Source organism: Streptomyces sp. NPDC059009 (assembly GCF_042740175.1).
Classification (GTDB): domain Bacteria; phylum Actinomycetota; class Actinomycetes; order Streptomycetales; family Streptomycetaceae; genus Streptomyces.
The window spans coordinates 60,197-82,095 of the sequence record NZ_JBHYJB010000012.1 but is presented as its reverse complement, the minus strand read 5'-3'; the positions used below and the strand labels follow the sequence as shown (position 1 = coordinate 82,095).

Annotated in this window: 20 protein-coding genes; 13 read left to right on the top strand and 7 right to left on the bottom strand. The window is 73.8% G+C overall.

Annotated elements, in window-relative coordinates; all coding sequences use genetic code 11:
• Positions 1–146 precede the first annotated feature (146 nt).
• The 6 genes from ACFWYM_RS14630 to ACFWYM_RS14605 all read left to right on the top strand — a co-directional run bounded on the left by ACFWYM_RS14630 (position 147) and on the right by ACFWYM_RS14605 (position 5,956).
• Entirely contained in the window at positions 147–1,439 is a 1,293-nt protein-coding gene (locus tag ACFWYM_RS14630; protein WP_384835428.1) for an adenosylmethionine--8-amino-7-oxononanoate transaminase, read from the top strand.
• Between the two features lie 122 nt (positions 1,440–1,561).
• Positions 1,562–2,281, top strand: coding sequence for a dethiobiotin synthase (gene bioD, locus ACFWYM_RS14625; RefSeq protein ID WP_384835425.1), 720 nt, complete (start codon positions 1,562–1,564; stop codon positions 2,279–2,281).
• A 233-nt stretch (positions 2,282–2,514) separates the two neighbouring features.
• Positions 2,515–3,576, top strand: coding sequence for a biotin synthase BioB (gene bioB, locus ACFWYM_RS14620; RefSeq protein ID WP_384835422.1), 1,062 nt, complete (start codon positions 2,515–2,517; stop codon positions 3,574–3,576).
• A gap of 36 nt (positions 3,577–3,612) precedes the next feature.
• Positions 3,613–4,932, top strand: a complete 1,320-nt coding sequence (locus tag ACFWYM_RS14615) for a cytochrome P450 (RefSeq protein ID WP_384835419.1) — start codon at positions 3,613–3,615, stop codon at positions 4,930–4,932.
• Positions 4,933–4,994: 62 nt separating this feature from the next.
• On the top strand, positions 4,995–5,651 hold the full coding sequence (locus ACFWYM_RS14610) for a 4'-phosphopantetheinyl transferase family protein (RefSeq protein WP_384835416.1): 657 nt from the start codon (positions 4,995–4,997) through the stop codon (positions 5,649–5,651).
• Positions 5,648–5,956, top strand: coding sequence for a hypothetical protein (locus ACFWYM_RS14605; RefSeq protein ID WP_384835413.1), 309 nt, complete (start codon positions 5,648–5,650; stop codon positions 5,954–5,956). The genes ACFWYM_RS14610 and ACFWYM_RS14605 overlap by 4 nt, the downstream gene beginning before the upstream one ends.
• A 305-nt stretch (positions 5,957–6,261) precedes the next feature.
• On the opposite strand, the gene ACFWYM_RS14600 is transcribed toward ACFWYM_RS14605, so the two are convergent.
• The 3 genes from ACFWYM_RS14600 to acpP are packed head-to-tail and all read right to left on the bottom strand — an operon-like array spanning position 6,262 to position 8,887.
• A complete protein-coding gene (locus ACFWYM_RS14600) occupies positions 6,262–7,479 on the bottom strand; it encodes an 8-amino-7-oxononanoate synthase (RefSeq protein ID WP_384835410.1) in 1,218 nt (405 codons plus the stop codon).
• Positions 7,476–8,654, bottom strand: a complete 1,179-nt coding sequence (locus ACFWYM_RS14595; RefSeq protein WP_384835407.1) for a beta-ketoacyl-[acyl-carrier-protein] synthase family protein — start codon at positions 8,652–8,654, stop codon at positions 7,476–7,478. The genes ACFWYM_RS14600 and ACFWYM_RS14595 overlap by 4 nt, the downstream gene beginning before the upstream one ends.
• Positions 8,651–8,887: an acyl carrier protein gene (gene acpP, locus ACFWYM_RS14590; protein WP_384835404.1), complete on the bottom strand. Its 237-nt coding sequence runs from the start codon at positions 8,885–8,887 to the stop codon at positions 8,651–8,653. Before acpP ends, ACFWYM_RS14595 begins: the two co-directional genes overlap by 4 nt.
• Positions 8,888–9,061: 174 nt before the next feature.
• Between acpP and ACFWYM_RS14585 the strand changes: the two genes are divergently transcribed.
• Together ACFWYM_RS14585 and ACFWYM_RS14580 are read left to right on the top strand one after the other, a co-directional pair.
• Positions 9,062–9,964 carry an RNA polymerase sigma-70 factor gene (locus tag ACFWYM_RS14585; protein WP_384835401.1) on the top strand — a complete coding sequence of 301 codons (903 nt, stop codon included), beginning with the start codon at positions 9,062–9,064 and terminating at the stop codon, positions 9,962–9,964.
• A 99-nt stretch (positions 9,965–10,063) separates the two neighbouring features.
• On the top strand, positions 10,064–10,663 hold the full coding sequence (locus tag ACFWYM_RS14580; RefSeq protein WP_384835714.1) for a TetR/AcrR family transcriptional regulator: 600 nt from the start codon (positions 10,064–10,066) through the stop codon (positions 10,661–10,663).
• Here ACFWYM_RS14580 and ACFWYM_RS14575 read toward each other — a convergent pair.
• Entirely contained in the window at positions 10,616–11,770 is a 1,155-nt protein-coding gene (locus ACFWYM_RS14575) for a mechanosensitive ion channel family protein (protein ID WP_384835398.1), read from the bottom strand. The two genes, ACFWYM_RS14580 and ACFWYM_RS14575, sit on opposite strands and share 48 nt — an antisense overlap.
• Positions 11,771–11,935: 165 nt before the next feature.
• Here ACFWYM_RS14575 and ACFWYM_RS14570 point away from each other — a divergent pair, with 165 nt between their 5' ends.
• Both ACFWYM_RS14570 and ACFWYM_RS14565 read left to right on the top strand, forming a co-directional pair.
• Entirely contained in the window at positions 11,936–14,197 is a 2,262-nt protein-coding gene (locus ACFWYM_RS14570; protein ID WP_384835395.1) for an AAA family ATPase, read from the top strand.
• 10 nt (positions 14,198–14,207) lie between these two features.
• Positions 14,208–14,765 carry a S1 RNA-binding domain-containing protein gene (locus ACFWYM_RS14565; protein ID WP_384835392.1) on the top strand — a complete coding sequence of 186 codons (558 nt, stop codon included), beginning with the start codon at positions 14,208–14,210 and terminating at the stop codon, positions 14,763–14,765.
• On the opposite strand, the gene ACFWYM_RS14560 is transcribed toward ACFWYM_RS14565, so the two are convergent.
• Both ACFWYM_RS14560 and ACFWYM_RS14555 read right to left on the bottom strand, forming a co-directional pair.
• On the bottom strand, positions 14,713–15,270 hold the full coding sequence (locus tag ACFWYM_RS14560; protein ID WP_384835389.1) for a hypothetical protein: 558 nt from the start codon (positions 15,268–15,270) through the stop codon (positions 14,713–14,715). The genes ACFWYM_RS14565 and ACFWYM_RS14560 overlap by 53 nt on opposite strands.
• 77 nt (positions 15,271–15,347) lie before the next feature.
• Complete coding sequence (locus tag ACFWYM_RS14555) at positions 15,348–17,096, bottom strand: translation initiation factor 2 (RefSeq protein ID WP_384835387.1); 1,749 nt, start codon at positions 17,094–17,096, stop codon at positions 15,348–15,350.
• Positions 17,097–17,522: 426 nt separating this feature from the next.
• Here ACFWYM_RS14555 and ACFWYM_RS14550 point away from each other — a divergent pair, with 426 nt between their 5' ends.
• The 3 genes from ACFWYM_RS14550 to ACFWYM_RS14540 all read left to right on the top strand — a co-directional run bounded on the left by ACFWYM_RS14550 (position 17,523) and on the right by ACFWYM_RS14540 (position 20,326).
• Entirely contained in the window at positions 17,523–18,863 is a 1,341-nt protein-coding gene (locus ACFWYM_RS14550) for a radical SAM protein (protein WP_384835384.1), read from the top strand.
• 75 nt (positions 18,864–18,938) lie between these two features.
• A complete protein-coding gene (locus ACFWYM_RS14545) occupies positions 18,939–19,679 on the top strand; it encodes an SDR family NAD(P)-dependent oxidoreductase (protein WP_384835381.1) in 741 nt (246 codons plus the stop codon).
• Between the two features lie 86 nt (positions 19,680–19,765).
• Entirely contained in the window at positions 19,766–20,326 is a 561-nt protein-coding gene (locus ACFWYM_RS14540; protein WP_384835711.1) for a GNAT family N-acetyltransferase, read from the top strand.
• A gap of 47 nt (positions 20,327–20,373) precedes the next feature.
• Here the strand turns inward: ACFWYM_RS14540 and ACFWYM_RS14535 are convergent, their stop codons facing one another.
• Positions 20,374–21,897: an amino acid permease gene (locus ACFWYM_RS14535; protein ID WP_384835378.1), complete on the bottom strand. Its 1,524-nt coding sequence runs from the start codon at positions 21,895–21,897 to the stop codon at positions 20,374–20,376.
• Between the last annotated feature and the right edge of the window lie 2 nt (positions 21,898–21,899).

Here is a 21,899-nt window from a genome sequence, read left to right as displayed (position 1 = left end):
CCGCCGGTCGGGTCGAGCGCGGCCCGAGCGCTGGACTGCCCTGTGGAGCACGGGAGTCGGCGGAATGGCTGGTCTCCGCCCCCCGGCCCCCGGGCGGACCCACGTGCCATTCCCCGGCGCGCCGCACCCGCCTAAGCTCGGGCGCCGTGACGCCCGATGAGCTGCTCGCACTCGACCGCAGGCACGTCTGGCACCCGTACGCCCCCATGCCGGGCACGCGTCCCCCGCTGATCGTCGCCTCCGGGCACGGCGCGCGCCTGGAGCTCGCCGAGCCCTTCGAGGGGCAGTCGGAACTCGTCGACGGCATGTCCTCCTGGTGGGCCGCCATCCACGGCTACGCCCACCCCGTCCTGGACGCCGCCGTCCGCACCCAGCTCGGCCGGATCAGCCACGTCATGTTCGGGGGGCTCACCCACGAGCCCGCCGTCCGGCTCGCGCGCCGCCTGACCGAGATCGTGCCGGACGGCCTGGAACACGTCTTCCTCTGCGACTCCGGCTCGGTCTCGGTCGAGGTGGCGCTCAAGATGTGTCTGCAGTACTGGCGTTCGCGCGGGCACCCCGAGCGGCACCGGGTGCTGACCTGGCGCGGCGGCTACCACGGCGACACCCTGCACGCGATGTCCGTGTGCGACCCGCACGGCGGCATGCACGGCATGTGGCGGGGCGTGCTGCCCGAGCAGCTCTTCGCGGCCGCGCCGCCCGACGGCTTCGACGCCCCGCTCGACCCCGGCTACCGCGACCACCTCGCGGACCTCCTGGAGCGGCACGCCGGCGAGCTCGCCGCCGTCATCGTCGAGCCGGTGGTGCAGGGCGCGGGCGGGATGCGCTTCCACCACCCCGCGTACGTCCGGATGCTGCGCGAACTCACCCAGGAGTACGGGGTGTTGCTGGTCCTCGACGAGATCGCCACCGGCTTCGGCAGGACCGGCGAGCTGTTCGCCGCCGACCACGCCGGGGTGCGCCCGGACGTGCTGTGCGTCGGCAAGGCCCTCACGGGCGGCTACCTCTCCCTCGCGGCCACCCTGTGCACGGAGGAGGTGGCGCGCGGCATCTCCGAGGGTGAGCTCCCCGTCCTCGCCCACGGCCCCACGTTCATGGGCAACCCCCTCGCCTGCGCCGTCGCCGGAGCCTCGCTCGACCTGCTGGCGAGCGGGAGCTGGCGCACGGACGTGGCCCGCGTCTCGGCGGGGCTGCGGGCCGGGCTCGCCCCGGCGGCGAAGCTGCCCGGCGTCACCGACGTACGGGTGCTCGGCGCCATCGGGGTCGTCGAGCTGGACCACCCGGTGGACGTGGCAGCGGCCACGAGCGCGGCGGCGCGCCGTGGCGTGTGGCTGCGGCCGTTCCGCGAACTCGTCTACGCCATGCCGCCGTTCGTGTGCGACGAGGACGAAGTGGCGCGGATCGCGGGGGCGTTGACGGCGGCGGCGGAGGCGGGGTGAGGGGAATCCCCTGAAGCCGCCGGACACGTCATCCCCTGAAGCCACCGGACACATGGTCCCCTGACGCCGCCGGGTACGGATTGCCCTGAGTCGTCGCGAAGAGAGACGGAGACACGAGGTTCATGACAGTGCTGGGTGTGACCGGGACCGGTACGAGCGTCGGCAAGACCGTCACCACCGCGGCCATCGCCGCGCTCGCCCTCGCCGCAGGCCGCCGCGTCGCCGTGGTGAAGCCCGTCCAGACGGGGGTGCGGCCGGGCGAGGACGGTGACCTGGCCGAGGTGGCGCGGCTCGCCGGACCCGGTGCCACGCTGCGCGAACTCGCCCGCTATCCCGAGCCGTTGGCGCCGGACACGGCCGCGCGCCGGGCCCGGTTGCCGATGGTCGGCCAGGAGGCGGCCACCGCCGCCGTACGGGAACTGGAGGCCGCCCACGACCTGGTGCTCGTCGAGGGCGCCGGGGGACTGCTCGCCCGCTTCGACGACAAGGCGTGGACCCTCGCCGATCTCGCCGCCGACCTCGGCGCGCCCGTCGTGGTGGTCGCCGACGCGGGCCTCGGCACCCTCAACGCCACCGCGCTCACCACCGAGGCCCTGGACCGCAGGGGCGTCCGCTGCCTGGGCGCCGTCATCGGCAGCTGGCCCGCCGCGCCGGACCTGGCGATGCGGTGCAACCTCGCCGACCTGCCCGGGATGGCCGCGACCCCGCTCATCGGCGCGCTGCCCGAGGCGGCCGCCGCACTCGACCGCGCGGCCTTCCTCGCGGCGGCCGCGGCCGGGCTGGGCGCGGCGCTCGGCGGCCACTTCGACCCGGCGGAGTTCGCGGCACGCTGGCCCGCCTGACACCACGGCCACGCCGACACCACGGCCACTCCGACACCACAGCCCCTCCGACGCCACGGCCCCTCCGCATCCCACGGCCACGCGCCCCCTGTCCTGATGTGCCCCCTTTACGGTGTCTGAGGCCACCGGAATACTCGTCGACGGCGTACGGCATCCCGTATGCACACCCCCTCCCTCTCCGCCGTATCGCGTAAGACTCCACCCCCTGTCGCGCAAGAGAGGAACCTGCCGTCGTGCTACTCGTCGACACCCTCACCGAGAAGGCGCTGCGCCGCGAACCCCCCACCCGCGAGGAGGCGTTGGCGCTCCTGCGCACCTCCGACGACGACATCATGGACGTCGTGGCGGGCGCGTCCCGGGTGCGGCGCCGCTACTTCGGCCGCCGGGTGAAGCTGAACTTCCTCGTGAACCTGAAGAGCGGGCTCTGCCCCGAGGACTGCTCCTACTGCTCCCAGCGGCTCGGCTCCGGGGCGGACGTCCTCACGTACAAGTGGCTGCGGCCGGAGGAGGCCGCGCGGGCCGCGGCGGCGGGCGTCGCCGCGGGCGCCAAGCGGGTCTGCCTGGTGGCGAGCGGGCGCGGCCCCACCGACCGTGACATCGCCCGGGTTTCGGACACCATCGCCGCGATCCGCGCGGACAGCCCGGACGTCGAGGTCTGCGCCTGCCTCGGGCTGCTCTCCGAGGGACAGGCCGAGCTGCTCTGCGACGCGGGCGCCGACGCGTACAACCACAATCTGAATACGGCGGGCGACCGCTACGCGGACATCTGCAGCACCCACACCTACACCGACCGGGTGGAGACCGTCGAACAGGCCAAGTCGGCCGGACTCTCGCCCTGTTCGGGGCTCATCGCGGGCCTGGGCGAGTCCCCGGAGGACCTCGTCGACGTGGCCTTCTCGCTGCGCGCGCTCGACCCCGACTCGGTTCCGGTCAACTTCCTGATGCCGTTCAAGGGCACCCCGCTCGCGAACGAATGGGCCCTCACACCGCAGCACTGTCTGCGTATCCTGGCGATGGTCCGGTTCGTCTGCCCCGACGTCGAGGTGCGCCTCGCGGGCGGGCGCGAGATCCATCTGCGGGGCCTGCAGCCACTGGCCCTGCACATCGCCAACTCGATCTTCCTCGGGGACTATCTGACGAGCGAGGGCCAGCCCGGCGCCGCCGACCTGGAGATGATCAGGGACGCCGGGTTCGTGGTGGAGGGCATGGCGGAGGTGACCATGCCCGAGCACCGGGACGACGTGGTCGCGGTGCGCAGGCGCGGCGCGGGGACGGCACTGCCGCCCAACGCCTGATCACGACGCTACGGGGGGCTCGGCACCGTGGAACAGATGGACGTCATGACCAACGGCCCGGCGGGCAACGGCCCGGCGGGCGCGAGGACGGACCCCGGCACAGCGGGCGAGGGCCACCCGCGCGGCACCCAAGTCGACCTGTTCTCAACGGAGTTCTTCGCCGACCCCTACCCCCTCTACGCGCAGCTGCGTGAGAGCACCCCCGTCCACCGGGACGAGCGCACCGGTCTGTGGCTGGTGAGCCGCCACCAGGACGTGCGCCGGGTGCTGCTCGACCCCGAGACGTACCGCCCCGACAACACCCTCGACGCGCTGGTCCGGTTCTCCGTACCGGCGCTGCGCCGACTCGCCGCGGTGGGCTTCAGCCTCCCCCCGACCCTCGCCAACAACGGCTCGGCCGGGCACGCGGGCCTGCGGCGGCTCATCAGCGGGATGCTCGGCGGCGCCCAAGTGGCCGCCGCGGTCCCGCTGGTGGAGCGGCTGACCGAGGGCTACCTGGACGGGGTGGAGGCGGACCTGGCGGCCGACGGGGCCTGCGAACTGGTCGCGGCCCTCACCCGGGACCTGCCGTTCGCGGTGATGCTGAACGTCCTCGGCCTGACGGACGAGGTGGCAGTGGACGTCGACGTCCTCGCCCGCTGGAACGACGCCTCGCTGGACCTCTTCTGGGGCCTGCCGCCCCGCGCCCGCCACCCCGAACTCGCCTCCAGGGCCGCCGAGTTCTACGCCTGGCTCGGCACGCTCGCAGAGCATGCCGACCCGGGGCGGCCCGGCATGCTCGGCAGACTGGCGGCGCACCGGCACCCGGACGGGACGCCGCTGCGGCGGGAGGAGATCGTCGCCGTCTGCTACTTCATGATCATCGCCGGTCAGGCCACGACGGGCCAGATGCTGGCGACGATGCTGCTGCGCGGCCTCGCGGACCGCGAGCTGTGGCCGCGGCTCGGCGCGGAGAAGGGGCTGGCGGCGGCGTGGGCCGAGGAGATGCTCCGCCGCGAGCCCCCGCTCACGACATGGCGCCGCGTGACGGCACGCCCGGTCCGCCTGGGTGAGGTCGAACTCCCCGCCGGAGCCGGGCTGTTGCTGATGCTGGCGGCGACGGGCAGCGACCCGGACGTCTTCGACGCGCCGGAACTGCTCTGCCCGCACCGCCCCGGCGGCCGCGACCACCTCGCCTTCGGCGTCGGCCGCCACCGCTGCCCCGGTGCGCGGCTCGCCCGCATGGAGGCCGAGGTGGTGCTGCGCACGGTCTCGGCCCGCCTCCCCACGCTCCGCCTGGCCCGCCCCGCCCACGAGGTCCCCATGACGGGCCTCCTCTCGTTCCGCGCCCCCGCACGCCTCCCGGTGACGCGGTGAGGGAGCGGGGCCCCCTGGCGTGTACGGCCGGCACAGCAGAAGTCCTCACCCGCTACGGCGGCTTGAGGCGCTCTCTGTCCCGCCTGACGCCGCCCGAACGGAAGCGGGCGGAGCGGCTGCGCCCGCCGGACCGCCGGGACTTCGTGGCCGGGCACCTTCTCGTACGGGAGTGCGCGGCCGCGGTCCTCGGCGCACCGCCGCGCTCCTTGCAGCTGACGCAACAGTGCGCGCACTGCGGCGGCCCCCACGGCAGACCGCTGCTGCCCCGGGCCCCCGGACTGCACCTCTCCCTCTCCCACTGCTCCGGCCGGGTGGCCGCCGCGGCGGCGTGGGAGCCGATCGGAGTGGACGTGGAGAGACTCCCGCAGGGCACGCACTGGCACCGGGCGGCCGCCCGCGCGCTCACCCCGCAGGAGCGGGCGGCGGTCGACGCGTCCACCGACCCTGTACGGGCCTTCGTGCGCCAGTGGGTCCGCAAGGAGGCGTTCGTCAAGGCGGGCGAGGCCCGGCTCGGAGGTCTGCGGAACCTGGACCTGTCGGGGCTGCCGGTGGGGCCCGGGGCGGGGGCTCACCTGGCGCGCCGAGGGGAGTGGCACGTGCTCGACTGGGCGGAGGAGTGGGGGAGCGGGGCGGTGGTGTGCCGGTCCGAGCCTCGTCTCTTCCCGGATCTGATGCCGGTAGGGGCGCATGAGACGGTGGGCCTGTGCCAGAGGCGATGAGTGACCGGGAGACGGCCCTGACGGAGGCGGCGTCCCCTTCCTGGTCACGACGCGCCCGTGCCGGGCGCCGACTAGCCGCCCACGCGGAGGTTCCGGAGGTCGCGGAGGCGCTGCTGAGGCTGCTCCTGGACGCCGAGGACACGGCCGTGACGCGCCGGACGGCGGAGGCCCTGGCGCGGACGGGGACGGCGGCCGCCGCGCGCCTCCTCGCCCGCGCGACGGCCGAGGCGGACGAGGGCCAGGCGGACTGGCTGCAGACCGGGGTGGAGGACGCGCTCGCGGGGCCGGACGACACCCACGGCTGACGGCACGAGCCGACTGCCGCGGCCGCGAGCCCGCGATCACCCGCGCCGCCTCCGCTGCTTGCCTGTCCGTGAGGTCGGTGCCGGCTGTCAGGCGGAGGCGCGAGTGGTTGGGCCGGGGGGAGTGATGGTCGGGTGCGCCACGCGTGGGGCGTGGGCGGGGCGATGTCGGTGGCGTCTCTGCGAGAGCCCGTCTCGCCTCGGCCGCCCGGCCGTCTGTGAGGTCCGCGCGCGGGTCGGGCGGAGGCGGGAGTGGTGGTCGGGGCGGTGTGGGGGCGGGTGTGCCGAGTGGGTGGGTGTGGAGGGGGTTATGTCGGGTGGGTCTCCGCGATGATCCGTACCGCTTCCTCCACCTGACCGTCCGTGAGGTCCGCGCGCGCGGTCAGGCGGAGGCGGGAGTGGCGGTCGGGCACCGAGGGCGGGCGGAAGCAGCCGACCTCGACGCCCTGGGTGCGGCAGGCGTCCCGCCAGGCGAGCGCCGTCTTTGCCGAGCCCGCTCGGACCGAGAGGACGGCGGCCCGGGCCGGGGTGACCGGGAGGTCCGCCGCCGCGAGGCCCGCGTGGAGGTGTGCCGCGACGGCGCGCAGGCGGGTCGGGCGCCAGGGCTCCCGGGACAGGAGGCGGAGCGCGGCCAGGGCGCCGGCCGTCGCCGCCGGGGCCAGGCCCGTGTCGTAAAGGAAGCTGCGCGCGCTGTTGAGGACGTGCTCGATCACCCGGCGCGGGCCGAGCACCGCACCTCCTTGTGCGCCAAGGGACTTGGAGAGTGTCAGCGTGGCGACCGTGTCGGGGGCCGAGGCCAGTCCGGCCGCCGTGAGGGCGCCCTCGCCGCGCACGCCGATGACCCCCAGGGCGTGGGCCTCGTCCACCAGGAGCCCCGCGCCGTGGCGGCGGCACGCGGCGTGCACGGCGGGCAGGTCCGCGAGGTCGCCGTCCACCGAGAAGACGGACTCGACGACCGCTGTCGCTCGGCGTTGGCGGCGGGTCTCCAGCGTCTTGGCCAGGGCCGTCCAGTCGCCGTGCGGTACCTCGACGACCTCCGCCCCGGACAGCCGGCAGCCGTCGATCAGGGAGGCGTGGTTCGCGGCGTCCGCCACGATCAGGGTGCCCGGGCGGCACAGCGCGGTGAGCGCGCCCACGTTGGCCAGGTAGCCGGAGGAGAAGACCAGGGCAGCCTCGGTGCCGCAGAACGCGGCGAGTTCGAGCTCCAGTTGCTCGTGCAGCCGCGTCGTGCCCGTCACCAGGCGGGCCGCACCCGCTCCGGCGCCCCACTCCCGCGCCGCCTCGGCCGCCGCCGCCGTCACCTCGGGGTGGCGGCACAGGCCGAGGTAGTCGTTGCCCGCCAGATCGATGGGGCCTGCCGCGCCGGGCTCGGTCGCGTCACGCGGGGTCAACTCGCGGCGCAGTCCCGCCCGTTCGCGACGCCGCGCGCTGTCCTCCAGCCACTGGAAGGCCGCCTCGCCCGCCTCGCCCGTCCTGGCCGCCTCACCGGCCTCACCCGTCCTGCTCGCCTCACCCGGCCCGCTCATCGCCCGGGCCCCAGGACCAGGCATCCGTTGTGCCCGCCGAAGCCGAACGACGTCGACACGACGGGGCCGGGCTCCCAAGGGCGCCCCTCGTCCCGTACGAGATCCAGGCTCATCGACGGGTCGGGTGCCGACAGGCCCTGGGTGGGCGGGATCAGACCGTGCGTGAAGGACAGGACCGAGGCCGCCGCCTCCAGCGCGCCGCTCGCGCCGAACGCGTGGCCCGTCGCGCCCTTCGCCGACGTGACCGGCGGACCGGACGCGCCGAAGACCGCCTCCAGGGCGCGTGCCTCCGCCAGGTCGCCCACGCTCGTGCCGGTGCCGTGCGCGTTGATCTGGCCCACGGCGGACGGCTGGATCCCGGCGTCCCGGAGGGCGAGCCGCACACACCGGGCGGCGCTGGAGCCGTCCGGGAGCGGGGCCGTGATGTCGTGGGCGTCCGCCGTGCTCGCCGATCCGAGCACCTCCGCGAGCACCGTCGCACCGCGCGCCCGCGCAGACTCCGCCGGCTCCAGGACCAGGACCGCGGCGCCTTCCGCGACGGCGAACCCGTCCCGGCCCGCGTCGAAAGGGCGGGTGAGACCGGCGGGGGACAGGGCCCGCATGTTCCTGAAGCCCGCGAGCACCGTGCCGCACAGCGCCGCCTCCGTGCCGCCCGCGAGCGCGATGTCGCACACGCCGTGGGCGACCATGCGGGCCGCCGAGCCGATCGCGTGCGTCCCGGACGCGCAGGCCGTGGTGAGGGTCTCGCAGGGGCCCTGCCACCCGAGGCGCTGCGAGACGGCGGCCGCCGCCGCGTTCGGCATGATCATGGGGACGACGAACGGCGAGACCCGCTTGTCGCCCTTCGCCGCGCGCACCAGGACCTGCTGCTCCATCGTGCCCACGCCCGCCAGCGCCGTGCCGAGCACCACCGCCGCCCGCTCCGGCTCGGCCACCTCCTTGAGGCCGCCCGCGTCGGCGAGCGCCAACTCGGCCGCCGCCACCGCGAACTGGGCGTTGCGGTCCGTGTGCCGGGCCTCCACGCGGCTGAGCCACGGCGTTGGGTCCCAGGGGTCGACGGGGCGGTGGCCCGCGGGCGGCGGAGACAGCAGCGAGTGCCACAGGGCGTCCGCGCCGACGCCCGCCGCGCTCACGCAGCCCTGGCCGGTCACCACGACCCGGCGGCCGCCCCTCACGACAGCCTGCGCACCATGTCGCACGCGTCCCGCACCGTGCGGACCGCCTCGACGTCGTCCTCGGGCACGTCGAGGCCGAAGGTCTCCTCGATGGCCATGACCACCTCCACGACGGTCAGGCTGGTCGCCCCGAGGTCCTCGGTGAACACCGCGTCCAGGGTGACCGCGTCCGGATCGACCTGGAGCACATCCACCGTGCAGCTCCGGATCTGCTCGAAAACGTCGTCGGCCACGCGCGCCCGCCCCCAGTTCCTGCCCTGTCCCTGCCCGCCGTCGGTACGGCAACCGAGCCTACCCACGCGGGAGTTCGCCGCTCGGCGCGCAGGCGAAGACCGGCCACCCGGCACACCCGGCGCAGGAACCCCCTCGCTTGCCGGGCGCAGACGTCCCCTGGCAGCCTGACGTGCGTGATCGACGCGAAGAGCACCAGCGACACGGCCGACGACGCGTTCACCGAGCACCGGCGGCTGCTGTTCGCCACCGCCTACCGCATGCTCGGAAGCGTCGCCGACGCCGAGGACATCCTCCAGGACGCCTGGCTCAAGTGGGCCGACGCCGACCGCGCGACGGTGCGCCACCCCAAGGCGTATCTGGTGCGCACCGTCACCAACCTCAGCCTGAACCGGCTCACCTCGGCCCGCGCACAACGCGAGTCCTACGTCGGCCCGTGGCTGCCCGAGCCGCTCCTGACCAGCCCCGACATCGCGGAGGACGCGGAGCTCGCCGACTCCGTCTCGCTGGCCATGCTGGTGGTCCTGGAGTCCCTGAGCCCGCTGGAGCGCGCGGTGTTCGTGCTGCGCGAGGTCTTCGGATACGCGTACGCGGAGATCGCCGAGGCCGTCGGCCGCGGCGAGGCCACCGTGCGCCAGACCGCGCACCGGGCCCGCGACCACGTCCAGGCCAGGCGCCCCCGCTACGACACCGACGAGAGTGCCCGCAGGGAAGTCACCGAGAAGTTCCTCGCCGCCTGCACGGGCGGCGACCTGAACGCGGTGATGGAGCTGCTCGCCCCCGACGTGACCGCCTGGTCGGACGGCGGCGGCAAGGTGACGGCGGCCCGCCGCCCGGTCCGGGGCACCGAACACGTGGCGCGCTGGATCCTCGGAGTCCTCGCCAAGCCGGGCTACGAGGACGTCGTGGTCGAGTCCGCGCGGATCAACGGTCAGGCGGGCGTGGTGTTCTCGCTGGGCGGGGTGCCCGCCGGTGTGCTCGTCGTCGAACTGGCCGACGGGCGTGTCCAGGAGATGCGGATCCAGATGAACCCGGACAAGCTCGGCGGACTCGGTCGTGATACAGAGCAGTTGAGTTAGTGTCTTTGTAACTGCGGTGCGGCAGTGCGCCGTCAGGAGCGGGGACGGGGGGCGACTGTGGCCGGGTCGACGGGTGACAGCAAGGCCGGGGCGGCGCTCATCGCCCGGGCGGCGGCAGCGGCCCCGGAGCCGGATCCGCTCCGCGAGAAGGTCCTGGACGCGGCGCGCGAGCAGTTCATCACCTTCGGCGTGCGCCGCTCCACCGTCGACGACGTGGCGAAGCGGGCCCGGGTCTCCCGCGTCACCGTCTACCGCCGCGTCGGCAACAAGGACCAGCTCGTGCAGGAGTGCCTGCTGCGCGAGTACCGCCGCTTCGTCGCCGAGGTCGACGAGGCCGTCGCGGAGCTGCCGACGATGGAGGAGCGCCTGGTCGAAGGCTTCGTCGTCCTCCACCGGCATCTGCGCGACCACCCGCTGATCGGCGGACTGATGCGCCTGGAGCCGGAGTTCATGCTGCCCTTCCTCACGGTGGACAGCGGCCCGGCCTTCCTCGCTATGCGGGAGTACCTCGCCACCCGGCTGCGCCGCGCGCAGCGCACGGAGGGCAGGCCGGAGAGCGATCCGACGCCGGTGGCGGAGCTGATGATCCGGATCACGGTCTCCTTCCTGCTCAACCCCGTCAGCTGCTTCGTGCTGGAGGAGGACGACCAGTCACGGGCGTTCGTGCGGCGCTACCTCGTTCCGCTCCTTGACCGTTGACTGATGCGGGATGAGCCCCGAGAGCTCATTGACCGGCGCATCCTCGCCCGCACCCGTCCCCGCTCCCGCGCCCTCGCCGTCGGGCCGCTTGACCGTCACGGTGCGGGCCGGTGCGGGCACCCGGATGCCCTCGGCGCGGTAGCGCTGGTGCAGCCGCTTGATGAACTCGTGCTTGATCCGGTACTGGTCGCTGAACTCGCCGACCCCCAGGATCACCGTGAACCCGATGCGGGAGTCACCGAACGTATGGAAGCGGACGGCCGCCTCATGGTCCGGGACGGCGCCCGTGATGTCCGTCATCACGTCCTCGACCACCTCGATGGTCACCCGCTCGACGTGCTCCAGGTCGCTGTCGTAGCTCACTCCCACCTGCACCATGATCGACAGCTCCTGCTCGGGGCGGCTGTAGTTGGTCATGTTGGTGCCCGACAGCTGGGTGTTGGGGATGATGACGAGGTTGTTGGAGAGCTGACGCACCACGGTGTTGCGCCAGTTGATGTCGACGACGTAGCCCTCCTCGCCGCTGCTGAGGCGGATGTAGTCGCCGGGCTGCACCGTCTTGGACGCGAGGATGTGCACACCCGCGAAGAGGTTGGCGAGGGTGTCCTGGAGGGCGAGCGCGACGGCGAGACCGCCCACGCCGAGGGCGGTGAGCAGCGGCGCGATGGAGATGCCGAGGGTCTGCAGCATCACCAGGAAGCCGATCGCGAGGACCACGACCCGGGTGATGTTCACGAATATGGTGGCCGAACCGGCCACGCCCTGCCGGGACTGCGCGAGCCCGCGCACCAGGCCCGCCACGATCCGTGCCGCCGTCACCGTCGACGCCAGGATGAGCAGCGCGATCAGCGTGACGTGCACGTTGCGGCCGACCTGCGGCGTCAGCGGCAGTGCCGTGGCCGCCGCGGCCAGGCCCCCGGCGATCGCCGCGCACGGCACCAGGGCGCGCAGCGCGTCCACGATCACGTCGTCGCCGCTCCACCGCGTCCGCAGGGCGTGCCGGCCCAGCCAGCGCAGCAGCGCGCGCAGCAGCAGCCCCGCGGCGACGCCCGCGAACACCGCGATCCCGGCGACGATCAGATCGTGCACTGTGAGGGCTCGGTTCATCCGTCCTCAGTCCTCTTCCGTTGACGTTCACGCGGGCCCGGAAAGATACGGACATGGCGCCGCGCGGTCGCTCATCCTGCCCCATGGCGATGATCGCGCCGCAGGTGGGCCCGGGTATGACCGGAGCGTGGGCCCAAGTGTGCGATGTGCCCCTAGAGTTGGCGCGTGGTCGATCAGGTGAACAACAGTGTGGGGGGCGGGGCCCGGATCGGGACGGCGATCCAGGCGGGCAGCATGCACGGGGTGCATGTGCACAACTACGGGGAAAACGGACCAGTTGCCGACGGTCCCGCCCGGATGACCCTTCAGCTCCCGCCCGACGTACGCCACTTCGCGGACCGCACCGCCGAGCGCACCCGGGTGCTGCGGGCCGCCGCGGAGCGGGCACCGGGGGCCGGGCGGCCCCTCGTGGTGTCGATCCACGGGGTGCACGGCGTCGGCAAGACCGCGCTCGGCGTGCACCTGGCCCGCAGGCTCGCCGCCGACGGCACGTACTTCGTGCGCTACACCAACCTCGACGACCACCGGCGCGACGGCGGCACCGACCTCACCGAGGCCCTCGGGGAGCTCCTCGCCTCCTTCACCGCCCGCGACCTCCTGGAGAAGACCCTCGGCAAGCGGCAGCGGCAGTACTGGGAACAGACCGGCGACCGCCGTGTCCTGGTCATCCTGGACAACGCCCGCACGGGCAGCGAGGTCGACGCACTCCTTCCCGCCTCGTCCGACAGCGTCGTGCTCGCCCTCGGCCAGGAGAAGCTGCACGGCATCAAGGGCGGGGCCGACCTGGAACTCGCCGTCGGCCCGCTCGGCGAACGGGACGCCGAGGAGCTGCTGCTGCGGACTGTGACGGACGCCCGCCTGGCCGCCGACCCGTCCTCGGTGACCGCGCTCGCCCGCGTCTGCGGTGGCCTGCCCGCCGCCCTCGAGGTCGCCGCGCAGTGGCTGCGCTCCCACGAGACGCGCCGGATGTCCCGGATCATCGCCGAACTCGCCCGACGCTTCGAGGAGAAGGGGGTTCCCCTGGTGGAAGCGGTGTGGGACGCCACCTACGAAGAACTGGGCCCCTCGGCGGCCCTGCTCTACCGGCTCCTCGCCGCGAGCCCCGGCCCCGACATCTCGCCCGACGCGGCCACGGCGCTGCTCGGCCGGGGCCAGGACACCGCGGAGGACGCCCTCGACGAGCTGGTGCGGTGCAGCCTCCTGACGGCCGGCCGGGACGGGCGCCTGCGCATGCACGACCTGCTGCGCGCGCACGCCGCGCGCTGCGCCCGGCGGGCCCGCGGCGAGGGGCGGGGTGTGGAGTCCGGCGAGGCGCGGCGCGAGGGGAGGGGCACGGAGTCCGGCGAGGCGCGGCGCGACGGTCCGGGCACGGAGACCGACGAGGCGCGGCGCCGGATCGTCCGCTGGTACCTCCGCCAGGCCCAGCGCGCCGACGCGCTCGCGGCCGGGCCGCGGCTCGTCCTGGCGGAGCGGGTGGAGGAGGTGCCCGGTGCCCCGGACGTCCTCTTCACCGGCGCCGCGAGGGCGGCGGACGGGGCCGCCGAGGAAGCCGCCGCTGCGGAGGGCGGGGCCGAGGCCGCGCAGGCTGCCGCCAAGGACGCGGCCTACCGGTGGCTGGAGCGCGAACGCCGCGCGCTCTACGCCTGTGTGCGCACCGCGTACGCCCACGGCCTCGACGACGAGGCATGGGCCCTCTGCGAGCCCTTGCTGACCCACTTCGTGGACCACCCCCACTACCTCGACGTGACCGACGCGTTCCGCACCGGCCGCGACGCCGCACTGCGCGCGGGACGGGCCCGCGCCGCGATCCGGCTGCGCTGCCAACTGGCCCGCCCGCTCTGGGAACAGGGCGACCACGAGGCGGCCGCAGCGGAACTGGACGCCGCCCTGCGCGCCGCGGACGCCGTGCTCGGCGAGGACGACGGGGACCGGAAGCTGCGCGCCTCGGTCCTGGACTTCCACGGCCAGCTCCGCTTCGCGCGCGGCCAATGGGTGGACGCGGCCGCGTACTTCGAGACGTCGCGCCGCATCCACGTGGAGATCGGCAACGAGTACGGCGCGCTCCTCCAGACGTATCAGCAGGGCAAGGCGCTGGCAGGACTCGGTGAACTCGACCGCGCCGCCGAGCTGTTGAGGTGGTCCCACGCGGAGGCCCGCCGCCTGAACCGCTCCCGCATGACGAAACGCACCGGCTTCGAACTGGGCCGGGTGCTCAGCGCACTCGGCCACCACGACGAGGCCCGCCCCCTGTACGAGGCATCGCTCGCGGCGGCCCGCGCCCGCCACTCGCTCCAGGACGAACTCCGCGTCCTGGACGCGCTCACCGCTCTCGCGGAGGCGACGGGCGACACGGCGGCGGCAGGTCACCACCGAGAGGCGGCCCGGACGCTACGGGAGCGGGGCGGGGGCCTGGCGGGGACGCCGTAGGCTGTCCGCCATGGGCGCGAGCGGGGGCAGGGGCAGCGGCACCGGCGGACTGACCGAGCACGACCACCCCGAGCTCTGCGCGTTCCTCGCGTCGCTCCGCCAGGGCGAGCTCCTCTCCGGCACGGTCGCGGCGATCGAGCGGTTCGGCGTCTTCGTGGCGCTGGACGACGGCCCCGGCCACCCGGTCCACCCGGGAGTCGGATTCATCACGATCCCGGAGCTGGCCTGGCAGCGCATCGAGGCGGCGTCCGACGTCGTCCAGGTCGGACAGCACGTGACCTGCGAGTTCCTCCAGTTCGACGACTGGAACCTGGAGGCGAGGCTGTCCCTGCGGGCGATGCGGCCGGACCCGTTCCAGGCGTTCGCCGACGAGGCCGGACCAGGGCGTGAACTCCGGGGGCAGGTGACGAAGTTGGTTCCGTTCGGCGTCTTCGTCCGGGTCGCCGAGGGGATCGAGGGGCTGATCCACGGGCCGGAGCCCGGTCTCCGGGAGGGCGACGACGTCATGGTCCGCGTCACCGAAGTCGACCGGGAGCGACGCCGAGTGGCGCTCTCCCCGGCGCGCTGACCCTGCGCCGGTAGTAGGCGACCGTCACCGCCCCCAGCAGCACCGGCCACGCGATCAGCGGCACATAGCAGACCGTCAGGACCGCCGACTGGAGCGGCGTGTCCGTGACCTGGGCGCCGCCCCCGAGATCCGCGTACGAGGCATAGGAGAACCAGCCGACGAGCGCCGTCAGCGCGGTCACGCCGAACACCGCGGGCGCCACCGCCGCGAGCGGCCGCACCCGGCGCCCGCCCAGCACCGGAATCCAGCCGGGCACGACCTCGCCCCATGCCCGCACCAGGCCCAGCGTCAGAAACGCCAGGACCTCGGAGACGACGCTCAGCGAGAGGATGTAGGCCGAGAGCGGCAGGGTGTCCGGGAGTTGCTCCTCGGGCGCGACCGGAGCCCTCGCGACCAGGGCCACCCGCCACAGGCTCGACGGCAGGACGACGAGGGGCACGGCGTGGGCGGCGAGCGCGGCCCAACGGGGCACGTCCGGAAGGGCTTTGACCGTCGGTTTCAGCATGGAGATCATGCTGGCGCCCGGTAGGCACAGTCCACGTCGTCGTACGGGACGGACCTCCTCCGCCGTACGGGGGAGCGCTACTGGAACTCGAGGAGGGCCTCGTCCTCGGTGGCCACGGCGAGCCGCGCAGCGTAAGTGCGGCCCCCGAGCGCGCAGGTGAGGGCGATGGGCAGGAGGTGCACGTCCTCCCCTTCCTCCAGCTCCCTCAGCCACGCGTGTGCCGCCGACAGCACCGCCGCCGGATCCGCCCGGCGCACCCGCCCCTCGTCGGAACGGTCCGGCTCCACCGTGAGCGTGAGCAGCGCGCCTCCCGTCTCACGCAGCACGCACCGCGAGCCGTCGAGCACGACGGCGGCCGTGCGCGGGCCCGGGTAGGCGGCGAGGACCTGAGTGGTCCAGGCGCCGACGGTCCAGCTCTCGCCGCGTGCCGGGCGGGACGCCGCGCGTCGGTAGATGAGCCCGGCGCTGTGCAACTGCCGCTCCCCGGCCGCGCCGTGCTCGGCGGCGAGGTGATGCAGGGGCCCGTCGCCGCCCGGCGGACGCCTTTCCACGCGTACGCGTACGGGGACGGGGGCGCCGTCGCGACCGGGCGCGGGCGCGTCGAGGTCGACCCGTACGGCGAAGGCGGCGAAGGCGGCGAAGGCGGTGCGGGAGGTGAGGGTGCGGGCCGACGGGGCGGGGTCGGGCAGCGGGCGCGCCGTGACGGGGGAGGAGGGGTGCGGGTCGAGCCCGAGGAGGTGGTACAGCTCCTCGCGCAGCCGGGGCAGGGCGCGGCCGCGTTCGGCGAAGGCGGGCTCGGCCAGGGCGCGGGCGTGGGCGGGCCGATGAGCGGCCAGGGCCCGCTCCAGGTCGTCCGCGTGCTCCAACACCGGTGCCATGGACAGGAGTTGAGCCATCGGGGTGCCGGGAATGACCTCGCCGCCCCCGTCGCAGGCGGCGATCACCGGGACGTCACGCGCGGCCGCCGCGTACAGGGCCGCCGAACCGTGGTCGGTGACGACGGCGTCGGCGGCGACGAGGACGGCGGCCCACTCCTCGTGCGGCCGGGCCACGACCAGTCCGGCCGCGAGGGCGGGGGCCAGCTGCTCGGCCAGGTCGAACTCCCCGGTCCTGTTGTGCTCGTTCGGGTGCAGCACGAGGGCGAACTGGTAGGAGTCCAGGGGGAAGTGGGCGGTGAGCGCGGCGGGCAGGCCGGGGCGGCGGGCGAGCAGCGACTCGGGCCCCCAGGTCGAAGTGAGGACGACGAGGGTGCGGCCGTCGGTGCGCAGGGCGGCGCGGTACCGCTCGCGCAGGGGCAGCGACTCCAGGACCCGGTCGAACGTGGGGTCGCCGGTGACAGTGGCCCGCGCGGCGGCGTCCGGGCACTCGGCGGCGAGCCGGTCGAGCTGGCTGGGGTGGGCGAGGGCGTGCAGCCGGGCGAGGGGGCGACCGGAGCGCAGCAGGAGCGCGGGGTCGAGCCCCGAGGCGGAGTCGGCCGAACCGCCGTCGGCTGAACTGCCGTCAGCCGCACCGCCGTCGGCCGAACCGCCTTCCGGCACCGCCTTGTTGAACCCGGCGCCATGCGGCAACAGGACGCGCGGCCCGCTCAGCCGCTCCAACTCGCCCTTGGGGCTTGCCGCGAGGACCAGGTCGTGCGCGCGGCCACACGCCTCGGCCCACGGCAGGACATGGGCCCCGGCCCGCTCGATGGCGGCGAGGGCGTCGACGCCGAACTCGGACCCGGGGACGAGGGTGAAGCGGCGCCGGATCCGCTCGTCCCCGGCAAAGACGGGAAGGACGTCGAGGAGCCGGTGCAGGGCGGTGGCGGAGCGCACGGCGAAGAGCACGTCCTTGCGGGCGCTCGCCCGCCGTGCGAGGTGAGCGGGGGCTGGCGGGGCAGTGCTCGGTGGGGCGACGGTCGCCCCCCGGTCCGCCGAGGCGGGAACGGGGGCGGGAACAGGGGCAGGAGCACAGCTGCCCCGCTGCCCCGCTGCCCCGCTGCCCCGCTGCCCCGCTGCCCCGCTGCCCCGCTGCCCCGCTGCCCCGCTGCGGAAGGGTGAATCCTAGAGTGCGCGGTTTGCCCGGGTATGCCGTTTCCGTCAACTGGTTCGGGGGCGTGCGGGGTGGCGGGCGGCATGGCGGAGATCGTACTCGGCCCCCCGGCGGAGCCCGAGTGCTACCGGGGGCGGATCCCGGCCCCGTAGCGGCGGGGTTAGCGTGGGGGAGAAGCAGAGGGCGAAGAGCACTCCGCCTGGATCCGAGGAGCCCGGCACATGCAGAGCCGCACCGGCAGCCGTACCGAGATGATCGAGGGACTCATGGAGCGGTTCCCGCACGTCCCGCGGGAAGCCGTGATCAAGGAGGACCTGCTGCGCGGCGGCATCGCCTTCGACGAGTCGGCACTCAGTGATACCGCCAACGAGGCAGCAGGCGAGGTCAAGCCGAAGTCCTACTTCATCTTCTCCTTCGACCACGGCACCCTGCCGGAGCTCGGCGAGGCCGCCCTGCGCCGCCCGCCGGAGGAGATCATCCTCACCGGCGGCCCGTACGAGCTGCGCCGCACCATCGTCTCCGTACGCGTGAACCCGTCCTCGCCCTACCGCGTGGCCGCCGACGAGGAGGGCGTGCTGGGGCTCTACCTGGACGGCCGCCGGATCTCCGACGTCGGGGCGCCGCCCATGCCCGACTACTACCGGCACAAGCTTTCCAACGGAAAGTCGGTTATGGAGGTCGCCCCCACCATCCAGTGGGGCTACCTGATCTACCTCACGGTCTTCCGGGTGTGCCAGTACTTCGGCGCCAAGGAGGAGTGCCAGTACTGCGACATCAACCACAACTGGCGCCAGCACAAGGCCGCCGGCCGCCCCTACACGGGCGTCAAGCCGGTCGAGGAGGTCCTCGAGGCGCTGGAGATCATCGACCGGTACGACACGAACAAGTCCTCCACGGCGTACACCCTGACCGGCGGCGCCATCACTTCGCACATCGGCGGCAAGGACGAGGCCGACTTCTACGGCGAGTACGCGAAGGCCATCGAGGAGCGCTTCCCCGGCCGCTGGATCGGCAAGGTCGTCGCGCAGGCCCTCCCCAAGGAGGACGTGCAGCGCTTCCACGACTACGGAGTGCGGATCTACCACCCCAACTACGAGGTGTGGGACCCGTACCTGTTCGAGCGGTACTGCCCCGGCAAGGAGCGCTACGTCGGCCGCGACGAGTGGCACCGCCGCATCCTCGACTCGGCGGAGGTCTTCGGGCCGCGCAACGTCATCCCGAACTTCGTCGCGGGTGTCGAGATGGCCGAGCCGTTCGGCTTCAAGACGGTCGACGAGGCGATCGACTCGACGGTCGAGGGCCTCGACTTCTTCATGTCGCGCGGCATCACGCCCCGCTTCACCACGTGGTGCCCCGAACCGACCACGCCCCTCGGCAAGGCCAACCCGCAGGGCGCCCCGCTCGAGTACCACGTGCGTCTGCTCGACGCGTACCGGTCGACGATGGAGTCCCACGGCCTGACGTCCCCGCCCGGGTACGGTCCGGCGGGCGCGGGCCGGGCGGTGTTCTCGGTGAGCTCGTTCATGGACAGCCTGCCGCCGGAAGATGCCAAGACCGGCTGAGCCCCCGCGAGGGCACCCCACCCACGGGGGTGCGAAGATCCAGTCGGCGCGACACACAGCCACCTGGAGGCCCCCGTGGAACACCCGCACCCCATCACCGTCGTCACCGGCGGCAGCCGCGGCATCGGCGCCGCCATCTGCGCCCGCCTAGCGGCCGACGGCCACGACGTCGCCATCGGCTACCGCTCCGACGCGAAGGCCGCGGAAGACGTGGCCGCCACCGTCCGCGCGGCGGGCCGTCGGGCCGCGGCGATCCAGGTGGACACCGCCGACGCCGCCTCCGTGGACCGGCTCTTCGACGAGGCGGCCGCCGCGCTCGGCCCGGTCACCGGGCTCGTGAACAACGCCGGGGTCAGCGGCCCCAACGGCCGTCTCGCCGACGCCGACCCGGACGGGATGCGCCAGGCCCTGGAGGTCAACGTCCTGGGCTATCTGCTGTGCGCCCGCAGGGCCGTACAGGACATGACCGGGACCGGCCGCGGCGGCGCCATCGTCAACATCTCCTCGAACGCGGCGAAGCTCGGCAGCCCCGGCCAGTACGTCCACTACGCCGCGGCGAAGGCCGCCGTCGACACCATGACGACGGGGCTGTCGAAGGAGCTCGCGGCCGACGGGATCCGGGTCAACTGCGTGGCGCCCGGCGTCATCTGGACCGAGTTCCACGCGGACCCGGAGCGGCCCGCCTGGATGGCCGAGCGCATCCCGATGGGGCGGGCCGGGCAGCCCGAGGAGATCTCCGGGGCCGTGTCGTGGCTCCTGTCGGACGACGCCTCGTACGCCACGGGCGCGATCCTCAAGATCGCGGGCGGTATGTGACGGCGGACAAGGCGGACGAGGCAAGCAAGGCAAGCAAGGCAAGCAAGGCAAGCAAGGCGGACGAGGCGGACGAGGAGACCACCACCATGGCCATCACCACCGGGACCACGCCCCTCACCGGCGGCGTCGTGCTGCGGCCCGTCACCCTCGACGACGCGGCCGGGTTCGCCCGCGCCTACACCCGCAGCCGGGACCATCTGCGTCCGACGGAGCCGGACCGGTCCGCGGAGTTCTTCACGGAGCGGGGGCAGGCGGAGCGGATCCGCGATCTGCTCGCGCAGCGCGAGGCGGGCCGCACCGTGCTGTGGGCGCTCGCCGCGGGCGACGACATCGCCGGGGCCATCACCCTCAGCAACGTCACGCTCGGCCCGCTGTGCAGCGCCAACGTCGGCTACTGGGTGGACGCCGGCTATGTGGGCCGGGGCCTCGCGGCCCTCGCCACGGAGCGGGTCTGCGAGGCCGCCGACGCCGAGCTCGGCCTGCACCGCCTCGAGGCGGGCACCCTCCTCGACAACGTGGCCTCGCAGCGCGTGCTCGCCAAGTGCGGCTTCGAGGAGTACGGGCTGGCCCGCCAGTTCCTCTACATCAACGGTGCCTGGCGCGACCACCGGCTCTTCGAGCGGATCCTCAACGACCGGCAACCGTAGGGCGGTTGCCGGTCGCTCCTGGATGCGGGAGGCCGCGGGACGGCGGGTCAGACGATGCCCTCGGCGATCTCCGCCTGCTCGCGGTCGGTGCCGTACGCGGACGGCGTGCTGTACGAGCGGCGCGCCACGAACCACCACACCGTCGCGAGGATCAGGACCACCGCGAGCGCGATCGACGCGTAGTTCATCGTGTCGACCGTGACGGGGGACGCCTGGGGCAGGCAGAACAGGACCGTCACGAAGGCTACCCAGAGCACGGCGATCCAGCCGACCGGCTTGCTCCAGCGGCCCAGGTTCCAGGGGCCGGGCTGGAAGCGGTCGCCCGCGCGCAGCCGCAGGAAGATCGGGATGGCGTAGGCGGGCGTGATGCCGATGACGTTGATGGCCGTCACCGCGCCGTACGCGGTCTTCGAGTAGAGGGACGGCAGCGCGATGACGGCCGCGAGGCCCACCGAGAGCCAGACCGCGGGGACCGGCGTCTGGGTGCGGGTGGAGACCTTGCGCCACAGCGCGGAGCCGGGCAGCGCGTTGTCGCGGCTGAACGCGAACACCATGCGGCTGGCCGCGGCCACCTCGGCGTTGCCGCAGAACAGCTGCGCCACGATCACGATGAGCAGCAGCGCGGTCGCCCCGGACGAGCCGAGCGCGTCGAGGAAGATCTGCGCGGGCGGCACCCCGGTCGCGCTGCCCTGCGTGCCCGCGTAGTCCTGGATGGCGAACGTCAGCCCGGCGAGCAGCACGAATCCGGCGATCCAGGACGCCCAGATGGCGCGCACGATGCCGCGCGGCGCGGACGTGGAGGCGTCGGAGGTCTCCTCGGAGAGGTGCGCTGAGGCGTCGTACCCGGAGAACGTGTACTGGGCGAGGAGCAGTCCGATCATGCATACGTACAGGGGGCTCGACCAGCCGGTCTGGTTCACGAACTCGCCGAAGACGAACGACGGCGACTGGTGGTGGTCGGGCACGATCGCGAGCACGCCCACGATGATCGCGACGCCCGCGAGGTGCCACCACACGCTGATCGAGTTGAGCAGGCTGACCAGGCGGACGTTGAACAGGTTCAGGAGCGCGTGGATCAGCAGGATCGCCAGGAAGATCAGGAAGGTCGAGCCCTCGGTGGGGCGGAAGTCGGAGTGCAGGCTGACCAGCGCCCCGGTGAACTGCGCGGCGCCGTAGTCGATGCCCGCGATCGCGCCGAGCAGGCCGAGCAGGTTGAGCCAGCCCGTGTACCAGCCCCAGCGGCGTCCGCCGAGCCGGTCGGCCATGTAGTAGAGGGCGCCCGACGTCGGGTAGGCGCTGGTGACCTCCGCGAGCGCCAGGCCGACGAAGAGCACGAATATCCCGACGCCCGCCCAGCCCCAGAGCATCACCGCCGGGCCGCCCGTGCCGAGCCCGAACCCGTACAGCGTCATGCAGCCGGACAGGATCGAGATGACGGAGAAGCTGATGGCGAAGTTGCCGAACCCGCCCATGCGGCGGGCCAGTACGGGTTGGTAGCCGAGCTCTCGGAGCCGTTGCTCCTCGTCCTGGCGTGGTACTGGGACGGCGCTCGACCAGATGGTGCGGGACACGG